Genomic DNA, 16,856 nt, shown 5'->3' with positions numbered 1-16,856 from the left:
ACTCTTAAGATGACAGGTCGACGTATATTATATATTACTTCAGATTTATTTCCTTTCTCTTCAGAGAATACTATTTCTTTATCTGTATTAAAAGCTACTAAATTTATGCAAACTATAGGAAATGATGTGCGTATATTTATGCCTCGTTTCGGTATAATAAATGAAAGAAGACATCAATTGCATGAAGTGATTAGATTATCAGGAATGAATTTAATGATTAATAAAATAGATCAACCTTTATTAATTAAAGTTGCATCTATTCCTGATGCTAGATTACAAGTCTATTTTATAGATAATGAAGAATATTTTAAAAGAAAGGCAATATATGAAGATAAAAATGGAAATTTTTTTAATGATAATGATGAAAGAACCTTATTTTTTACAAAAGGAGTTTTAGAAACTGTAAAAAAATTAAATTGGAAACCAGATATAATTCATTTATATGGGTGGATTAGTTCTTTCATTCCATTATATATTAAAAAATTTTATCAAAATGATCCTATTTATAAAAATTTAAAAATAGTTGTATCTATATATAATAAACCTTTTAAAGGAAAATTAAATAAAAATATTATTCAAAAAATAAAATTAGATGGAATTTTATCTAAAAAATTAGATATATTAGAAAATACAAATTATTTTAATTTAATTAAATTATGTATGTATTTTTCAGATGCTATTATTAAAGGAGATTCTATTTTTCCTCAAGAAATAGAAGATTATATAAATAAAAATAAATTTTTGGTATTAAAATATTGTCCTTTAGATAAAATAGAAACTGTTTATAAACAATTTTATAAAGAAACTGTTTTAGAAAAAATTAATGAATAATAAAAAAATATTAAAATTCTAATTTTTTAGAATGTGTGGTATTATTGGTTATTTAGGAAATAAAGAAGCTTATCCTATTCTTATTAATGGATTAAAAAAATTAGAATATCGTGGGTATGATAGTTCTGGTATAGCTATTTTTTATCAAGGAGGATATAGTCTATATAAAACTAAAGGAAAAGTAAATCAATTAGAAAAAAAAATTTCTTCTTTAAAACTTCATGGAACTACGGGAATAGGACATACTAGATGGGCTACACATGGAATTCCAAATGATATTAATGCGCATCCTCATGTTTCTAATTCTCAAGAACTTATTTTAATTCATAATGGAATTATAGAGAATTATTATGCTATAAAAATTATTTTATTAGATAATGGTTTTACTTTTAAAAGTAAAACAGATACAGAAGTTCTTGTAAATTTAATTGAGTATATAAAAAAAAAAAATAAATTATCTTTAGAAGAAGCCGTTAGAATTTCTTTAAATGAAATTATTGGTGCATATTCGATAGCTATAGTAGAAAAATCACATCCGGAAAGAATTATAATTGCCAAATTAGGAAGTCCTTTAACTTTAGGAATTAATAAAAAAGAATTTTTTATTGCATCGGATCCTATTCCTTTTATTAATTATACTAATAATGTTCTTTATTTAAAGGATGGAGAAATGGCAATCTTAAATAAAAATAAAGAATTAGATCTTCGTAAGATACGAAATAATCATAAATTGAATCCAATTATTAAAGAACTTCAAATTAATCTTAAAAAAATTGAAAAAGGAGAGTATAAATATTTTATGTTAAAAGAAATTTATGAACAACCAAAAACAATTTTAGATACTTTAAGAGGTCGATTATTAATTACTGATGGATTAATTTATATAGATGGATTTGAATTAAATAAAGATATTTTTTTTAATGCTAAATGTATTACTATAGTAGGATGTGGAACTTCTTGGCATGCTAGTTTAATTGGAGAATATATATTAGAAAATATAGCCAGAATTCCAGTAGAAGTAGAATATGCTTCAGAATTTAGATATAAAAATCCTATTGTAAAAAAAAAAGATATTATTATTGTAATTTCTCAATCAGGAGAAACTGCAGATACTATAGCTGCTTTAAAATTAGCAAAAAAAAAAGGAGCATTTGTTTTTGGTATTTGCAATGTGGTAGGATCTTATATAGCAAGAAACGTAGATGCAGGAGTGTATACACATGCAGGTCCTGAAATTGGAGTTGCTTCTACAAAAGCTTTTACTGCACAAATTATAATTTTAATTTTATTAGCTTTAAAAATAGGAAAACATAAATCTACTATTACAGATGATTTTTATAAAAAATTATGTACAGAATTGAATTACATTTCAGATAAAATTAGTTTAACATTAAAAACGGACAAATATATTAAAAATATATCTAAAATTTATCATAAAGTTAATAATTTTATTTATTTAGGTAGAGGAATTAATTTTCCAGTAGCTTTAGAAGGAGCGTTAAAACTAAAAGAAATATCTTATATTCATGCTGAAGGATATCCTGCTGCGGAAATGAAACATGGCCCTATTGCTTTAATAGATGAAAAAATACCTGTAGTAGTTCTTGCTACAAAAAAAAAATTGTATGAAAAAATTATAGTCAATATTCAAGAAATTAAAGCTAGAAATGGGAAAATTATAGCTATAGTTAATGAAGGAGATATACAAGTAAGTATGTTAGCAGATCACGTTATATATGTTCCAGAAACTTATGATGAACTTAGTCCATTAATTACAATAATACCACTTCAACTTTTAGCTTATCAAATAGCTTTTATACGAGGAGAAAATGTAGATCAACCAAGAAATTTAGCAAAATCAGTAACAGTAGAATAATTTTATTGATATTTTTCAATATATTTTTCTAAAGCTATAGACATCGATGGATATTTTGGTGTAGGGGCTTTAATTTGTATTTTTAATCCTGCTTTATAAGCGGCTTCCAAAGTACTTTTTCCGAAAGTAGCAATTTTTATATTGTTTTGATGAATTTTAGGAAAATTTTCAAATAAAGATTTAACACATGCTGGACAAAAAAAAACTAGGATATCATAATATATATTTTTAATATCTGATAAATCACTATAAATTGTTTTATATAAAATCGCTCTTTTCCAAAAAATATTAAGTTTATTTAAAATTTTAGGAAAATCTGTTTTTAATATATTTGAAGATGGTAAAAGGAATTTTTCTTTTATATTTTTTTTTATAAATGGAATAATATCTTTAAAAGATTTTTTTCCAATATGAATGTTTCTTTTTCTAGAAACAATATATTTTTTTAAATAAAAAGCTATTACTTCAGTTTTACAAATATATTTCATAGAAATAGGAACTTTAAATCTCATAGATTTTACTAATCTAAAATAATGATCTATAGAATTTTTACTTAAAAAAATAATTACAGTAAAATCAGAAAAATTAATTTTTTGTTTTCTTACTTCAATAGAAGAAACTCCTTGAATTTATATAAAAGATCTAAAATATATTTTAATATTTTTATTTTTACTGAGTTTTATATATGGAGAATATGAACTTTGAAAAGATTGTGAAATAAGAATATTCATTATTATTTATATATTATAAAATCACAATTAATTAAATTTAAAATTTTACATAAAAAATTAAAAATATATATTTTATATTATGAAAAAAATTATTTTTTTACTATTTTTTTTTTATTTTTTTCAGAAAAAACAATAACTATTAGTTTATTAATTTCTAAAAATAAAATGATAAATATTATTACAGAACTTTTTATTTATCATCAATTTTTTAAGAAAAAATTGTTTTTAATAAAAAAAAAAGAAATTTATAAAAAATATAATATTACAGAATATAAATTAATATTGAATTATTTTTATTATTTAAAAAAAATAGATAATCATATTGATCTTTTAAAAAAGATAAAAAACAATTTAAAAAAATTAGAGGCACAGAGCGGAATCGAACCGCTATAAAAGGTTTTGCAGACCTCTGCCTTTCCAATCGGCCACAGTGCCTAGTCATCTAAAACTACACAGATTCTATCTACACTACTTTGTAGTGGTGGATTTTCTTTACAAATTTTTATTTTTGTATATTTTATTAAATCTATTCTATATTTTTTAATTCTTTGAATTATTCTTTGAGCTAAATGTTCTAATAATTTTGAATTAATAGCCATTTCTTCTTTTATAATATGATATAAATGCACATAATCAATAGTTTTTGATAAATCATCACTAATAGAAGCTGGATAAAGATCTAATTCGACCTCTAAATTGACTGTATAATAAGATCCTAAAAAAGTTTCTTCCGGCATACATCCATGAAATCCAAATAATTTTATATTCTCTAAAAGAATTTTTCCCATTAAGATATAGCTAATTGATAATTTTCTTCTACTTTTTTCCAGTTAATAATATTCCAGAAGGATAATATATAATCAGAACGACGATTTTGATATTGAAGATAATAAGCATGTTCCCAAACATCTAATCCTAATATAGGTATTCCTTCACAACCAATTCCTAACATTAAAGGATTATCTTGATTAGTTGTAGAACAAATAGATAATTTTTTATTTTTCACACAGACCCATGCCCATCCAGAACCAAAACAATTCATTGATAATGAATAAAATTTTTCTTTAAATAAATCAAAAGATTCAAAATTTTTTTGAATAATATTATGAAAATTTTTACTAGGAGGGGAATATTTTAAATGAGGAATTAATATTTCCCAATATAAATTATGATTATAAAAACCACCACTATTATTTCTTATAATAGGAGTTTCCATTTTAGCTCTTCTTAAAATTTCTTTTATAGATAAATTTATCATATCTGTATTAGAAATTGCTTTATTTAAATTATTAGTATATCCCTCATGATGTTTCGTATAATGAATTTCCATAGTTTTTTTATCTATAAAAGGTTCAAAATCCTCATATGAATAAGATAATTTTGGAAGTTTAAATGACATATTTTTTAATTTTAAATAATATAATGAAAAAAATAAATATAAAATATAAATTTTTTAAAAAAAAGCTATAATGAAATTATAGCTTTTAAACCAGGAATAAGTTTATTTTTTAAACTTTCTAACATCGCTCCTCCACCTGTAGATAAATAACTAATTTTTTTTTCACAATTTTCCATTTTTAATGCTGCAAGAGAATCACCCCCACCTACTAAAGAAAAAGTTCCATGTTTAGTAACATTTACAATAGCTTTTATAATAGATTTAGTTCCTATAGAAAAATTAGAAAATTCAAATACTCCCACAGGGCCATTCCAAAGAATAGTTTTAGATTTATTAATAATGTTACAAAATTTTTTTATAGAATTAGGACCTATATCTAACCCTCTCCATCCATTGGGAATAGAATCAATAGAAACAATTTTAGTATTAGCAGAATTTTTAAAAGAATCAGCTATCATAACATCTGTTGGAAACAATATATTAGTTTTATTTTTTAATTTTAAAAAAACTTTTTTTAATTTTTTTTCAAAAATTTCATTTTTTTCAATTATTGAATCTCCCACATTCCCTCCTTTTTCTTTAATAAAAGGATAAGCCATTCCACCTCCTATTAATATATAATCTACTTTATTAAAAATATATTCTAATATTTCTATTTTAGAAGATATTTTCGCCCCTCCTAATAATATAGTAATAGGTTTTTTTCCTTTTCCTAAAATTTTTTTTAAAGATTGAATTTCTTTTTTCATAAGTAAACCAATTCCTTTTTTTTGACCAAAAAATTTAGGAGTATTAGTAATAGAAGAGTGTAAACGATGAGAAACTCCAAACGCATCGTTAATATAAATATCTCCAAGTTTAGATAATTGAAAAGAAAAAAAATCATTATTTTCTTCTTCTTCTTTATAAAAACGAATATTTTCTAATAATAAAATTTCACCATTTTTTAATTCATGAACATTTTTCATTACTGTATTTCCTATACAATATTTTGAGAATTTTATGGGTTTTTGTAATTTTTCAGATAAATAAGGAATTATAAATTTTAATGAATAATTTTTTAAACGTTTACCTTTAGGTTTTCCAAAATGAGAAAGTAATACTACTTTTCCATTATCAGAAATAATTTTTTGAATAGTAGGTAGTGTATATTTAATACGTGTATCATCAATAATTTTAAAAGTTTCATTATTTATAGGAACATTAAAATCGACTCTTACTAAAGCTAATTTATTTTTAAAATTAAAATCATTTACCGTTTTTATTTTTTCTATTAAATTCATTTTATATAATTTAATACAATTTTTTAAAAAAAATATAAATTTTTGATGTATATTTTATAATATATTACTTTTTTAATGAAAATAGTCATAGGATCTGATCATACTGGAATAGAATATAAATATTTAATTATTAAATATTTAATAAATAAAGGATATAAAATACAAGATTGTGGATTATCCAGTTATGGAAAAATAGTAGATTATCCTGATTTTATTCATCCTACTTCTCAAATTGTAGAAAAAGGAAAAGCAGATTTTGGAATTATTATTTGTGGAAGTGGGAATGGAGCAGCTATGACTGCCAATAAATATCCAAATATTCGTGCTGCGTTAGTATGGAAGGAAGAAATAGCCGTTTTAGCAAAAAAACATAATAACGCAAATATGATTAGTTTACCTGCACGTTTTTTAAAAAAAAATGAATTATTAAATATAGTAAAAATATTTTTACAAACAGATTTTGAAGGTGGAAGACACAAAAAAAGAATTGAAAAAATTCCAATAAAAAATCCTCAGTAGCTCAGTTGGTTAGAGCACCTGACTGTTAATCAGGGTGTCGCTGGTTCGAATCCAGTCTGGGGAGTTTTCGGGGTGTAGCTCAGATTGGTTAGAGTACACGTCTGGGGGGCGTGTGGTCGCTGGTTCAAATCCAGTCACCCCGATTTAATAAAATTTGAAACTAAATTAATAATTTTTTTTTGTGTTTGAATTAAATTAATATTTAATAATATTATATCAAACAAATTTGCATATTTCCATTCTTTTTTTGCTTTATTTAAACGTATATCTATTTGATTTATTTTTTCAAAATTATTTTTTTTTCTTGTAAAAAGTCTTTTTTTTAAAATTTTAATAGAATTAACCATTAGAAAAATTGATAATGAATTAGTTGGATATTGTTTTTTTAAATTTAAACCTCCTTTTACATCTACATCAAATAAAACATGTTTATTTGATTTCCATATTTTTAATATTTCACTTTTTAAAGTTCCATAAAATAATTTAGGATATACTTCTTCCCATTCAGAAAATTGATATTTTTTGATTTTAGAAATAAATTTATTATTAGAAATAAAATAATAATCTTTTCCTTGTATTTCATTTTTTCGTATAGAACGTGTAGTACATGATACTGAAAATTTTAATTTTTTAATTTTTGAAAGTAAAAATTGTGAAATTGTTGTTTTTCCAGATCCTGAAGGACCAGATAAAATAATTATTTTTCCTTTTTTCATTATATATTTTTTTGATTTAATTGATGAAAAATTATTTACTAATTTTGTAAAAATTATATCATTTTTAATATAAAATTAATATGAAATTAGGAATAGTAGGAGCGACAGGATTAGTAGGACGTATTATGATGGATATTTTAGAACATAAAAATTTACCAATTAAAAATTTATATTTATCTGCTTCTAAAAATTCAGTTGGTAAAAAGTTTTTTTTTAAAAAAAAAAAATATAAAATAATTAGTATTCAAAATTTATTGGATAATAAACCAAATATTGTATTATTTTCAGCTGGATCAAATATTTCAAAAAAATGGGCTCCTAAATTTGAAGAAATTGGATCCACTATTATTGATAATTCTTCTGCATGGAGAATGGATCCTGGTAAAAAATTAATTATTCCTGAAATAAATGCTTTTTCTTTATCTAAAAAAGATAAAATTATAGCCAATCCTAATTGTTCAACTATACAATTAGTTATGATTTTATATCCTTTACATATAGAATATAAAATTATTAGAGTAATAATATCTACTTATCAATCAGTAACAGGTACTGGAAAAAGAGCTTTAGATCAAATGAATAAAGAAAAAAATGGAAAAAAAATAATAAATAAAATTTATCCTCATCCTATTTATCAAAATGTATTACCACATTGTGATTCTTTTGAAAAAAATGGATATACAAAAGAAGAAATAAAATTAATGAAAGAAACAAAAAAAATTATGAATGATCAAAATATATCAATTACAGCAACATGTGTCCGTGTTCCTGTTATCGGTGGCCATTCAGAAAGTGTAAATATTTCATTTGAAAATAAACCAAATATTAATCAAATATATGAAATATTTTCAAAAAAAAAAGGAATTATTATACAAGATAATCCTAAAAAAAATATTTATCCTATGCCTTTATATGCTCATGGGAAAGATGAAGTATTTGTTGGACGGATTCGAAATGATTTTTCTTATAAAAATTCATTAAATATTTGGATAGTAGCAGATAATTTACGAAAAGGTGCAGCTACTAATGCTATACAAATAGCAGAATTTTTAATACATAAAAATATGTTGTATGTTGAATAACATAATTAATAATTATTATCAATAATTAAAATATATTCTCCTAATATTTTTTTAGAATTTTGATAATGAGAAATGATTTCTTGAATTTTTCCTCTTAATGTTTTTTGAAATATTTTAGATATTTCTTTACAGATTACAATATTTGTTTCTAATCCAAAAAAAATTTTTAAATCATTTAATGTCCGCAATAATCTATGAGGAGATTCATATAAGACAATAGTTCTATTTTCTTTTGATAAATTTTGTAATTGTTTTTTTCTTTTTTTTTTTTTAGATAAAAAACCAATAAATGTAAATTCATGAATAGGTAATCCAGAAATTACTAACGCTGGAATTAAAGCTGTTGCTCCTGGTAAACATTCTATAGGAATAGTAGCTTTAATACAAGATCTGATAAGTAGAAACCCTGGATCAGAGATACTAGGAGTCCCAGAATTAGAAATTAATGCTATTTTTTTTCCTTTTTTTATTTTTTTTAAAATAGAATTAATAATTTTATGTTCATTAAAAATATGATAAGTTTTTATAGGTGTTTTTACATTATAAAAATTTAATAATTTTTTTGAAAATTTATAATTTTCTACTAAAATAAGATCTACTTCTTTTAAAATTCTTAAACTTCTAAAAGTTAAATCTTCTCTATTTCCTATAGGAGTAGGAACTATATATAACATAAAAAAAATTAAATCAATTTTAATTTATTTAAATTAATAATTTTTATTATAATTTTATAAATTATTTTTTAAACTATATTATTCATTAATAAAAAATATTTTTTTCATTATTTAATTTTTTTTATAAAAATTATGTTAATGAAATAAAAAAAAATGAAAGGGAAACAATATATATTTAGAAGTAATTTATTTTCTGGAGAAATTATATTTAATTATGATTTAAATGGTTTTTTAAGAAAAATTATATTTCCCGAGAAACTTTCTTTATCTCATTATATTTGGATTGGTAAATATTTACCTTATAATGAATGTATTATAAATGAAATGAAAAAAAAAAAAAATTCATTTTCAATAGAAGAAATTCCTGTAGATTTATCTTTTCATCGTTTTTGGACTGATTATAAATATAAAATAGGTAAAAAAAAAATGGCAGAAAATTTATGGAATAGAATGTCGTTATCAGATAAAATTAAAGCTTTATCATATATTCCAACATATTTAGATCATATAAAACGGACAGGACATGATCAAGCTTATCCTACAACATATTTAAATCAAAGATATTTTGATAATTAAATTTTTTTATTTTTTATAATATGAATAGCTTTTTCTAAATCAAAAGAATTAAAAAAAATTTTTTCTTCAATTGGAATAATTTTTTTATCATAAAAAATATAAATATTGTATTTATTAATTTTTAAAAAAATTTCTTTTTTTTCAAAAAAACCAAAAGATTTAGGTAATTCAAGAAGTTTTAATGCTTCTTTTAAAGAGATAGTATTAATATTTTGACTATTTAATAAGGGAGAAAATTTTGGTTTTTCTTTATCTTTAAATTCACCCATTTGAACAATAGGACCAAAACGACCTATTTGTGAAAAAATTTTTTTTTTAGATATAGGATGAATTCCTAAAAAACGTTTTTTATTAATTTTAGTTACATTTTTTTTTACATATTCTATTTCTTTATGAAATTTATCATAAAAATCTTTAATAATTTTATTCCAAAATTCATTTCCTTGAGCTATTTCATCTAAATTTTTTTCTAAATTTGCTGTAAAATTATAATCTATAATATCTTGAAAATTTTTTTTTAAAAAATTTGTAGTGATAATTCCCATTTCTGTTGGAATAAATTTATTTTTTTCTATTTCAGTAAATTCTTTTTTTTTTTCAAAAATTATATTATTTTTTAAAGTAAAAAATTTTTGTATTTTAATTTTTTTAATAAATTTTTGTAAATGAACATAATTTCTTTTTTGTATATTATAAATAATAGGAACATATGTCGATGGTCTTCCTATTCCTAATTTTTCTAATTGATTTACTAAACTAGCTTCATTATATCTAGGGAAGTTTTTTGTAAAAATTTGTTTTGCTATAATTTCTTTTTTTTGTAAAAAAGTTCCTTTTTTTAAATCTAAAAAATTATTATTATTTTTTAAATTTTTTATTTTCATAAATCCATCAAAAATAATTGTTTTTTGAGTGTAAATAAAATAATTTTTTAAATTTAAAGATTTTATATAAAAATTTTTTATTTCAAAAATAGTATCAGACATTTGTCCTATAATAGTTCTTTCCCATATCATTTTATAAAGACGTTGTTGATCTATATCTTTAATTTTTAAAAAATTATTACTACTTATATTAGTAGGATGGATAGCTTCATGAGCTTCTTGAGAAAATTTATTTTTAGATAAATATTTTCTAGTAAAAAAATATTCTTTTCCATAAGAAAGAATAATATATTTTTTTATTTCTAATAAAATATCCTTTGATAAATTAGTACTATCAGTTCTAATATATGTAATAAATCCTTTTTCATATAATTTTTGAGCTAAAAACATAGTTTTAGATATAGAATAATTTAATTTTTTACAAGCTTCTTGTTGTAAAGAAGATGTTGTAAATGGAGATGGAGGTGTTTTTTTTTCTTTTTTAAGAATAATTTTTTTAACAAAAAAAGTAGTATCTATACATGAAAATAAAAATTCTTTTACCTTTTTTTTATCTTCTATTTTTTTTTCAAATTTAGCATTAAATGTTGTTTTTTTTTCATGAATAAAAATACCATATATTTGATATTTTGAAATAGGAATAAAATTTTTTATATTTTCTTCACGTTCTACGATTAATCTAACAGCTGGTGATTGAACTCTTCCTGCTGAAAGTCCAGCATTAATTTTATTCCATAGAATAGGAGATAATTTAAATCCAACTAATCTATCTAAAATTCTTCTAGCTTGCTGAGCATAAACTAAATTATAATTAATTAATTTAGGATTTTTAATTGCATATAAAATAGCTTTTTTTGTAATTTCATGAAAAATTATTCTTTTAAATTTTTTATCAGGTATTTTTAAAGTTTTATAAATTTGATATGCAATAGCTTCTCCTTCACGATCTTCATCAGAAGCCAACCAAATAATATGATAATTTTTAATTAAAGATTTAAAATTTTTAACTATTTTTCTTTTTTTTGGTAAAATAACATAATTAGGTTGAAAATTTTTTAAAATATTAATTCCTATTTTTTTTTCTGGAAGATCGATAAGGTGTCCATAACTTGACACAACATCAAAATCTTTTCCTAAAAAAAATTTTATAGTATTTGCTTTAGTAGGAGATTCAACAATTACTAAATTTTTTTTCATTTTATATATTTCTTTCAATAAGAAAATTAACCATTATTTTTAAAGTGTCTTTAATTTTACTTTCTGGATAATAATTTAATATTTTTAATGCATTATTACGTAATTTTATCATTTTTTTAGTAGCATATTCTATTCCTCCATATTTTTTAACATAAAAAATTATTTGATGTTTTTTTTTTTCGTCATAATTTTTAATAAAATTTAATATCCATTTTTGATCATTTTTAGATGCTTTTTGTATGGTATAAATAAGTGGAAGTGTTATTTTTTTTTCTTGTATATCAATTCCTATAGGTTTTCCTATTAAATTATTATGATTTTCTTCATAATCAAATAAATCATCTTTTATTTGAAAAGCAATACCAGCTAATCCTCCAAATTTTCTCATTTTTAATGCTGTTTTTTCATTAACATTAACGGATCTAGCACCTCCTTCACAAGAAGCTGCAATTAAACTAGCTGTTTTATGATAAATAATTTGATTATAAATTTTTTCAGTAATTTCTAAGTTTTTAGATGTTTCAATTTGTAATAATTCACCTTCACTCATTTCTTTAATAGTTCTGCAAATAATTTTAAGAATATCATGATAATTATGATTTGTAGCTAATAAAAGACTTTTAGAAATTAAATAATCTCCAATTAAAACAGCTATTTTATTTTTCCAAATAGCATTTATAGATAAAAAACCACGTCGTAAATAACTATTATCTATCACATCATCATGAACAAGAGTAGCAGTATGTATTAATTCTATTAAAGATGCTGTATGATAAGTTTTTTTTTGAATGTTACCTAACATTTTTGCAATTAAAAAAACAAACATAGGACGAATTTGCTTGCCTTTTTTATGAAAAATATAATTAGAAATTTTTTCTATCAGAGCAATTTTTTTAGTAGTAATAATATTTATAAAATCCTGTTCAAAAATTTTCATTTCTTTTTTTATAGAAATTCTTATTTTTTCAAGAATTTTTTTCATAATAATATGAAGTTTATAAAATTAACATAACATCTCCATAAGAATAAAATCGATATTTTTCTTTTATAGCAATTTTATAAGCTTTCATAATTAAATCATATCCAGCAAAAGCTACAGTCATCATAAGTAATGTGGATTTTGGCATATGAAAATTAGTAATCATACAATTAGCAATATTAAAATTATAAGGCGGAAATATAAATTTATTAGTCCATCCTGAAAAAGGATTTAAATATTTTTTAGAAGAAACGGAGCTTTCAATAGCTCGCATAGATGAAGTCCCTACTGCACATACACGTTTTTTTTGTTTAATAGATTTATTAATAATATTACAAATATTTTTTTCAATAAAACATTTTTCAGAATCCATTTTATGTTTTGAAATATCTTCTACTTCTACTGGTAAAAAACTACCTAATCCTAAATGTAAAGTAATTTCTACTAAATTAATTCCTTTAATTTCTAATTTTTTTAATAAATGTTTTGAAAAATGTAAACCTGCTGTAGGTGCTGCAACAGATCCTTCTATTTTTGCATAAATTGTTTGATAACGTTCTTTATCATTTTTTTCAGGTAATCTATTAATATATTTTGGTAAAGGAGTTTTTCCTAATTTTTTTATTATTTTTATTAATTTTTTATGGTTTCCATTAAAATTAAGTTGTATAATTCTACCTCTAGATGTAGTATTATCGATCACTTCTCCTGTTAAACCACATCCAAAATTTAATTTATTTCCTACTCTTACTTTTCTTGCAGGATCTACTAATACATCCCAAGTTCTATCTATAGGATCTAATTCTCTTAATAAAAAAACTTCTATTTTAGCATCTGTTTTTTCTTTATTTCCAAATAATCTTGCTGGAAAAACTTTTGTATTATTCATAATTATGGTATCTCCTTCTTCAAAATATTGATATAAATCTTTAAATAATTTATGTTCAATTAAATGATTTTTTTTATGAATAATCATTAATCTGGATTCATCTCTTTCTTGAGTAGGGTGATAGGCTAATAGATTAAATGAAAAATCAAAATTAAAATCTGAGGTTCTCATATCAAAAATAAAAGTATAATTTTATTAAAATTATATTATTTTTTTTTTTTGAAAAAAAAATATATATACATTTGTCTTTAATTTAAGTATTAAAAAAATTTTATATAATATTGTTCTTTTGATTTTAAAATTAAGCTTCTAGACCTGATTGTAAGGATTTTTTGATAAAAATATTGCGTAATTTGATTATATTATTTTTTTACAACGAAGAGTTTGATCCTGGCTCAGGATGAACGCTAGCGGCGGGCTTAACACATGCAAGTCGAGGGGCAGCATGAAATTTATGTATTTAAATTTTGATGGCGACCGGCGAACGGGTGCGTAACACGTACGTAACCTACCTTTTGCTAGAAAATAGCCTAAGGAAACTTGGATTAATATTCTATAAATATAAAATTATTGCATGATAATTTTATTAAAGCAGAAATGCGGCATAAGATGGGCGTGCGTCCGATTAGTTAGTTGGTAAGATAATAGCCTACCAAGACAATGATCGGTAGGGGGCCTGAGAGGGTGATCCCCCACACTGGTACTGAGATACGGACCAGACTCCTACGGGAGGCAGCAGTGAGGAATATTGGTCAATGGAGGAAACTCTGAACCAGCCACGCCGCGTGCAGGAAGAATGCCTTATGGGTTGTAAACTGCTTTTTTTTAGGAATAAAGATTTTTACGAGATAAAAATTTTGAAGGTACTAAAAGAATAAGTGTCGGCTAACTCCGTGCCAGCAGCCGCGGTAATACGGAGGACACAAGCGTTATCCGGATTTATTGGGTTTAAAGGGTGCGTAGGCGGTATATTAAGTCAGTAGTGAAATATTGCAGCTTAACTGTTAAAATGTCTATTGATACTAATAAACTAGAGTTAGATTGGAGTAGCTGGAATGTGTGGTGTAGCGGTGAAATGCATAGATATTACACAGAACACCGATCGCGAAAGCAGGTTACTAAGTCTATACTGACGCTGAGGCACGAAAGCGTGGGGAGCAAACAGGATTAGATACCCTGGTAGTCCACGCTGTAAACGATGATCACTAGTTGTTGGATATTTTTTCAGTGGCTAAGCGAAAGTAATAAGTGATCCACCTGGGGAGTACGGTCGCAAGGCTGAAACTCAAAGGAATTGACGGGGGCCCGCACAAGCGGTGGAGCATGTGGTTTAATTCGAGGATACGCGAGGAACCTTACCAAGGTTTAAATGTACTACGAATAAATTAGAAATAGTTTAGTCTTCGGACGGAGTACAAGATGCTGCATGGTTGTCGTCAGCTCGTGCCGTGAGGTGTTGGGTTAAGTCCCTCAACGAGCGCAACCCTCATTATTAGTTGCCAGCGAGTAAAGTCGGGGACTCTAATAAAACTGCCGACGTAAGTCGAGAGGAAGGTGGGGACGACGTCAAATCATCACGGCTCTTATGCCTTGGGCTACACACGTGCTACAATGGTCGGTACAAAGGGTCGCTACTGGGCAATCAGAAGCTAATCTCTAAAAACCGATCTCAGTTCGGATTGGAGTCTGCAACTCGACTCTATGAAGTTGGAATCGCTAGTAATCGCATATCAGCCATGATGCGGTGAATACGTTCCCGGGCCTTGTACACACCGCCCGTCAAGCCATGGAAGTCGGGGATACCTGAAATCGGTGCCCATAAAAGGAGCTGCTTAAGGTAAAATCGATAACTGGGGCTAAGTCGTAACAAGGTAGCCGTACCGGAAGGTGCGGCTGGAACATCTCTTTTTTTTAGAGTATTTTTTTTTATTAAATTAAACTAAAATCAGGCTAGAAGTTTATTATTTATAAATAAAGTAGAAGAGATTGATTTTATCAGTCTCGTAGCTCAGATGGTTAGAGCGCTACACTGATAATGTAGAGGTCCGCGGTTCAATTCCGCGCGAGACTATTTAGGAGGGGGGATTAGCTCAGCTGGCTAGAGCACCTGTTTTGCACACAGGAGGTCATCGGTTCGACTCCGATATTCTCCATTTTTTTTTTAAGTTCTTTGACATAACATAACAATGAGATAAAGAAAAAAAAGCTAAGTAAGGGCGTATGGTGGATGCCTTGGCTCTGAGAGGCGAAGAAGGACGTGATAAGCTGCGATAAGCTGCGGGTATTGGCACATACAAATTAATCCGCAGATTTCCGAATGGGGAAACCTATCATATTTTTGATATTACTTTTTTAAGTAAAGCGAACCTAGAGAACTGAAACATCTAAGTATCTAGAGGAAAAGAAAACAAAAGTGATTCCGTGAGTAGTGGCGAGCGAAAATGGAAAAGCCCAAACTATTGTGGTTAAGGCTATAATAGGGTTATAGGTCTATATAATGGAATATTTTTTTATAGTAGAATGGTTTGGAAAAACCAATCATAGAAGGTGATAATCCTGTATATAAAATAAAAAAATTACCAAGTAGTAACCTGATTAGGACGGGACACGGGAAATCTTGTCTGAAATTGCCGGGACCATCCGGTAAGGCTAAATACTACTCAGAGACCGATAGTGAACTAGTACCGTGAGGGAAAGGTGAAAAGAACTTCGAATAGAAGAGTGAAATAGATCCTGAAACCATACGCTTACAAACTGTCGGAGCCTTTTATTAAGGTGACGACGTGCCTTTTGCATAATGAACCTACGAGTTAATTTTTTCGGCAAGGTTAAGTAGTTTAGCTATGTAGCCGTAGCGAAAGCGAGTCTGAATAGGGCATTTAGTCGAAGGAATTAGACGCGAAACCGAGTGATCTACCCATGAGCAGGTTGAAGCTGTGGTAACACATAGTGGAGGACCGAACTGGTTGACGTTGAAAAGTCTTCGGATGACTTGTGGGTAGGGGTGAAAGGCCAATCAAACTCGGAGATAGCTCGTACTCCCCGAAATGCATTTAGGTGCAGCATCGTGTTAAATAAAACAGAGGTAGAGCTACTGATTGGATGAAGGGGTTTCATTACCTACTGATTCCTGACAAACTCCGAATGCTGTTATTATGTTTCACGGTAGTGAGGGCATGGGTGCTAAGGTCCATGTCCAAGAGGGAAACAACCCAGATCA

Annotated in this window: 14 protein-coding genes, 5 tRNA genes, 2 rRNA genes and 1 pseudogene (1 of these 22 only partly in view); 12 read left to right on the top strand and 10 right to left on the bottom strand. The window is 25.1% G+C overall.

The features are described 5' to 3' along the window. The first annotated feature begins 9 nt into the window (after window positions 1–9). Window positions 10–831, top strand: a complete 822-nt coding sequence (locus tag H0H56_RS01720) for a glycogen/starch synthase (protein WP_185873634.1) — start codon at window positions 10–12, stop codon at window positions 829–831. A 31-nt stretch (window positions 832–862) separates the two neighbouring features. Beyond that, window positions 863–2,707: a glutamine--fructose-6-phosphate transaminase (isomerizing) gene (gene glmS / locus H0H56_RS01715; protein ID WP_185873633.1), complete on the top strand. Its 1,845-nt coding sequence runs from the start codon at window positions 863–865 to the stop codon at window positions 2,705–2,707. Between the two features lie 2 nt (window positions 2,708–2,709). Here the strand turns inward: glmS and H0H56_RS01710 are convergent. Further along, window positions 2,710–3,438: pseudogene (locus tag H0H56_RS01710) on the bottom strand (uroporphyrinogen-III synthase). A 165-nt stretch (window positions 3,439–3,603) separates the two neighbouring features. On the opposite strand from H0H56_RS01710, the gene H0H56_RS03100 reads away from it, so the two are divergent. Next, window positions 3,604–3,831: a hypothetical protein gene (locus H0H56_RS03100; RefSeq protein WP_185873632.1), complete on the top strand. Its 228-nt coding sequence runs from the start codon at window positions 3,604–3,606 to the stop codon at window positions 3,829–3,831. On the opposite strand, the gene H0H56_RS01700 is transcribed toward H0H56_RS03100, so the two are convergent. The 4 genes from H0H56_RS01700 to H0H56_RS01685 form a co-directional block, all read right to left on the bottom strand. Then, window positions 3,803–3,873, bottom strand: a tRNA-Cys gene (locus H0H56_RS01700). The two genes, H0H56_RS03100 and H0H56_RS01700, sit on opposite strands and share 29 nt — an antisense overlap. Then, window positions 3,873–4,226 (bottom strand): dihydroneopterin aldolase, encoded by a 354-nt coding sequence (gene folB / locus H0H56_RS01695; protein ID WP_185873631.1) that lies wholly within the window; start codon window positions 4,224–4,226, stop codon window positions 3,873–3,875. The genes H0H56_RS01700 and folB overlap by 1 nt, the downstream gene beginning before the upstream one ends. After that, window positions 4,226–4,837 carry a superoxide dismutase gene (locus H0H56_RS01690; RefSeq protein WP_185873630.1) on the bottom strand — a complete coding sequence of 204 codons (612 nt, stop codon included), beginning with the start codon at window positions 4,835–4,837 and terminating at the stop codon, window positions 4,226–4,228. The genes folB and H0H56_RS01690 overlap by 1 nt, the downstream gene beginning before the upstream one ends. A gap of 65 nt (window positions 4,838–4,902) precedes the next feature. After that, window positions 4,903–6,120, bottom strand: a complete 1,218-nt coding sequence (locus H0H56_RS01685) for a phosphoglycerate kinase (protein ID WP_185873629.1) — start codon at window positions 6,118–6,120, stop codon at window positions 4,903–4,905. Window positions 6,121–6,195: 75 nt separating this feature from the next. On the opposite strand from H0H56_RS01685, the gene H0H56_RS01680 reads away from it, so the two are divergent. From H0H56_RS01680 to H0H56_RS01670, 3 genes are all read left to right on the top strand, one after another. Beyond that, window positions 6,196–6,639 carry an RpiB/LacA/LacB family sugar-phosphate isomerase gene (locus tag H0H56_RS01680; protein ID WP_185873628.1) on the top strand — a complete coding sequence of 148 codons (444 nt, stop codon included), beginning with the start codon at window positions 6,196–6,198 and terminating at the stop codon, window positions 6,637–6,639. Beyond that, window positions 6,630–6,703 (top strand) — tRNA-Asn (locus H0H56_RS01675). Before H0H56_RS01680 ends, H0H56_RS01675 begins: the two co-directional genes overlap by 10 nt. 4 nt (window positions 6,704–6,707) lie before the next feature. Beyond that, a tRNA-Pro gene (locus H0H56_RS01670) sits at window positions 6,708–6,782 on the top strand. Here the strand turns inward: H0H56_RS01670 and gmk are convergent. Then, window positions 6,774–7,355, bottom strand: coding sequence for a guanylate kinase (gmk, locus tag H0H56_RS01665; protein WP_185873627.1), 582 nt, complete (start codon window positions 7,353–7,355; stop codon window positions 6,774–6,776). The genes H0H56_RS01670 and gmk overlap by 9 nt on opposite strands. 80 nt (window positions 7,356–7,435) lie before the next feature. Between gmk and H0H56_RS01660 the strand changes: the two genes are divergently transcribed. Then, a complete protein-coding gene (locus H0H56_RS01660) occupies window positions 7,436–8,437 on the top strand; it encodes an aspartate-semialdehyde dehydrogenase (protein ID WP_185873626.1) in 1,002 nt (333 codons plus the stop codon). Between the two features lie 5 nt (window positions 8,438–8,442). Here H0H56_RS01660 and rsmI read toward each other — a convergent pair whose 3' ends face one another. Next, window positions 8,443–9,111 (bottom strand): 16S rRNA (cytidine(1402)-2'-O)-methyltransferase, encoded by a 669-nt coding sequence (gene rsmI / locus H0H56_RS01655; protein ID WP_185873625.1) that lies wholly within the window; start codon window positions 9,109–9,111, stop codon window positions 8,443–8,445. A 153-nt stretch (window positions 9,112–9,264) separates the two neighbouring features. Between rsmI and H0H56_RS01650 the strand changes: the two genes are divergently transcribed. Continuing rightward, on the top strand, window positions 9,265–9,687 hold the full coding sequence (locus tag H0H56_RS01650; RefSeq protein WP_185873624.1) for a hypothetical protein: 423 nt from the start codon (window positions 9,265–9,267) through the stop codon (window positions 9,685–9,687). On the opposite strand, the gene topA is transcribed toward H0H56_RS01650, so the two are convergent. The 3 genes from topA to queA are packed head-to-tail and all read right to left on the bottom strand — an operon-like array spanning window position 9,684 to window position 13,807. Continuing rightward, window positions 9,684–11,768, bottom strand: coding sequence for a type I DNA topoisomerase (gene topA, locus H0H56_RS01645; protein ID WP_185873623.1), 2,085 nt, complete (start codon window positions 11,766–11,768; stop codon window positions 9,684–9,686). The genes H0H56_RS01650 and topA overlap by 4 nt on opposite strands. Before the next feature lies 1 nt (window position 11,769). Further along, complete coding sequence (locus H0H56_RS01640; RefSeq protein ID WP_185873622.1) at window positions 11,770–12,750, bottom strand: polyprenyl synthetase family protein; 981 nt, start codon at window positions 12,748–12,750, stop codon at window positions 11,770–11,772. A 13-nt stretch (window positions 12,751–12,763) separates the two neighbouring features. Next, window positions 12,764–13,807 (bottom strand): tRNA preQ1(34) S-adenosylmethionine ribosyltransferase-isomerase QueA, encoded by a 1,044-nt coding sequence (gene queA, locus H0H56_RS01635; protein ID WP_185873621.1) that lies wholly within the window; start codon window positions 13,805–13,807, stop codon window positions 12,764–12,766. A gap of 201 nt (window positions 13,808–14,008) precedes the next feature. Between queA and H0H56_RS01630 the strand changes: the two genes are divergently transcribed. The 4 genes from H0H56_RS01630 to H0H56_RS01615 form a co-directional block, all read left to right on the top strand. After that, window positions 14,009–15,545 (top strand): 16S ribosomal RNA (locus H0H56_RS01630). Window positions 15,546–15,633: 88 nt separating this feature from the next. After that, window positions 15,634–15,707 (top strand) — tRNA-Ile (locus tag H0H56_RS01625). A gap of 8 nt (window positions 15,708–15,715) precedes the next feature. Then, window positions 15,716–15,789 (top strand) — tRNA-Ala (locus H0H56_RS01620). Window positions 15,790–15,835: 46 nt separating this feature from the next. Beyond that, window positions 15,836–16,856: ribosomal RNA gene (locus H0H56_RS01615) — 23S ribosomal RNA — on the top strand; it runs 1,861 nt beyond the window's last position. The 16S and 23S rRNA genes sit together here with 2 tRNA genes alongside, the layout of an rRNA operon.

This window comes from Blattabacterium cuenoti, assembly GCF_014252455.1.
In the GTDB taxonomy this organism is placed as follows: Bacteria; Bacteroidota; Bacteroidia; order Flavobacteriales; family Blattabacteriaceae; genus Blattabacterium; species Blattabacterium cuenoti_R.
The sequence above is the reverse complement of the archived record's forward strand: the minus strand, read 5'-3'. Positions and strand labels throughout refer to the sequence as shown.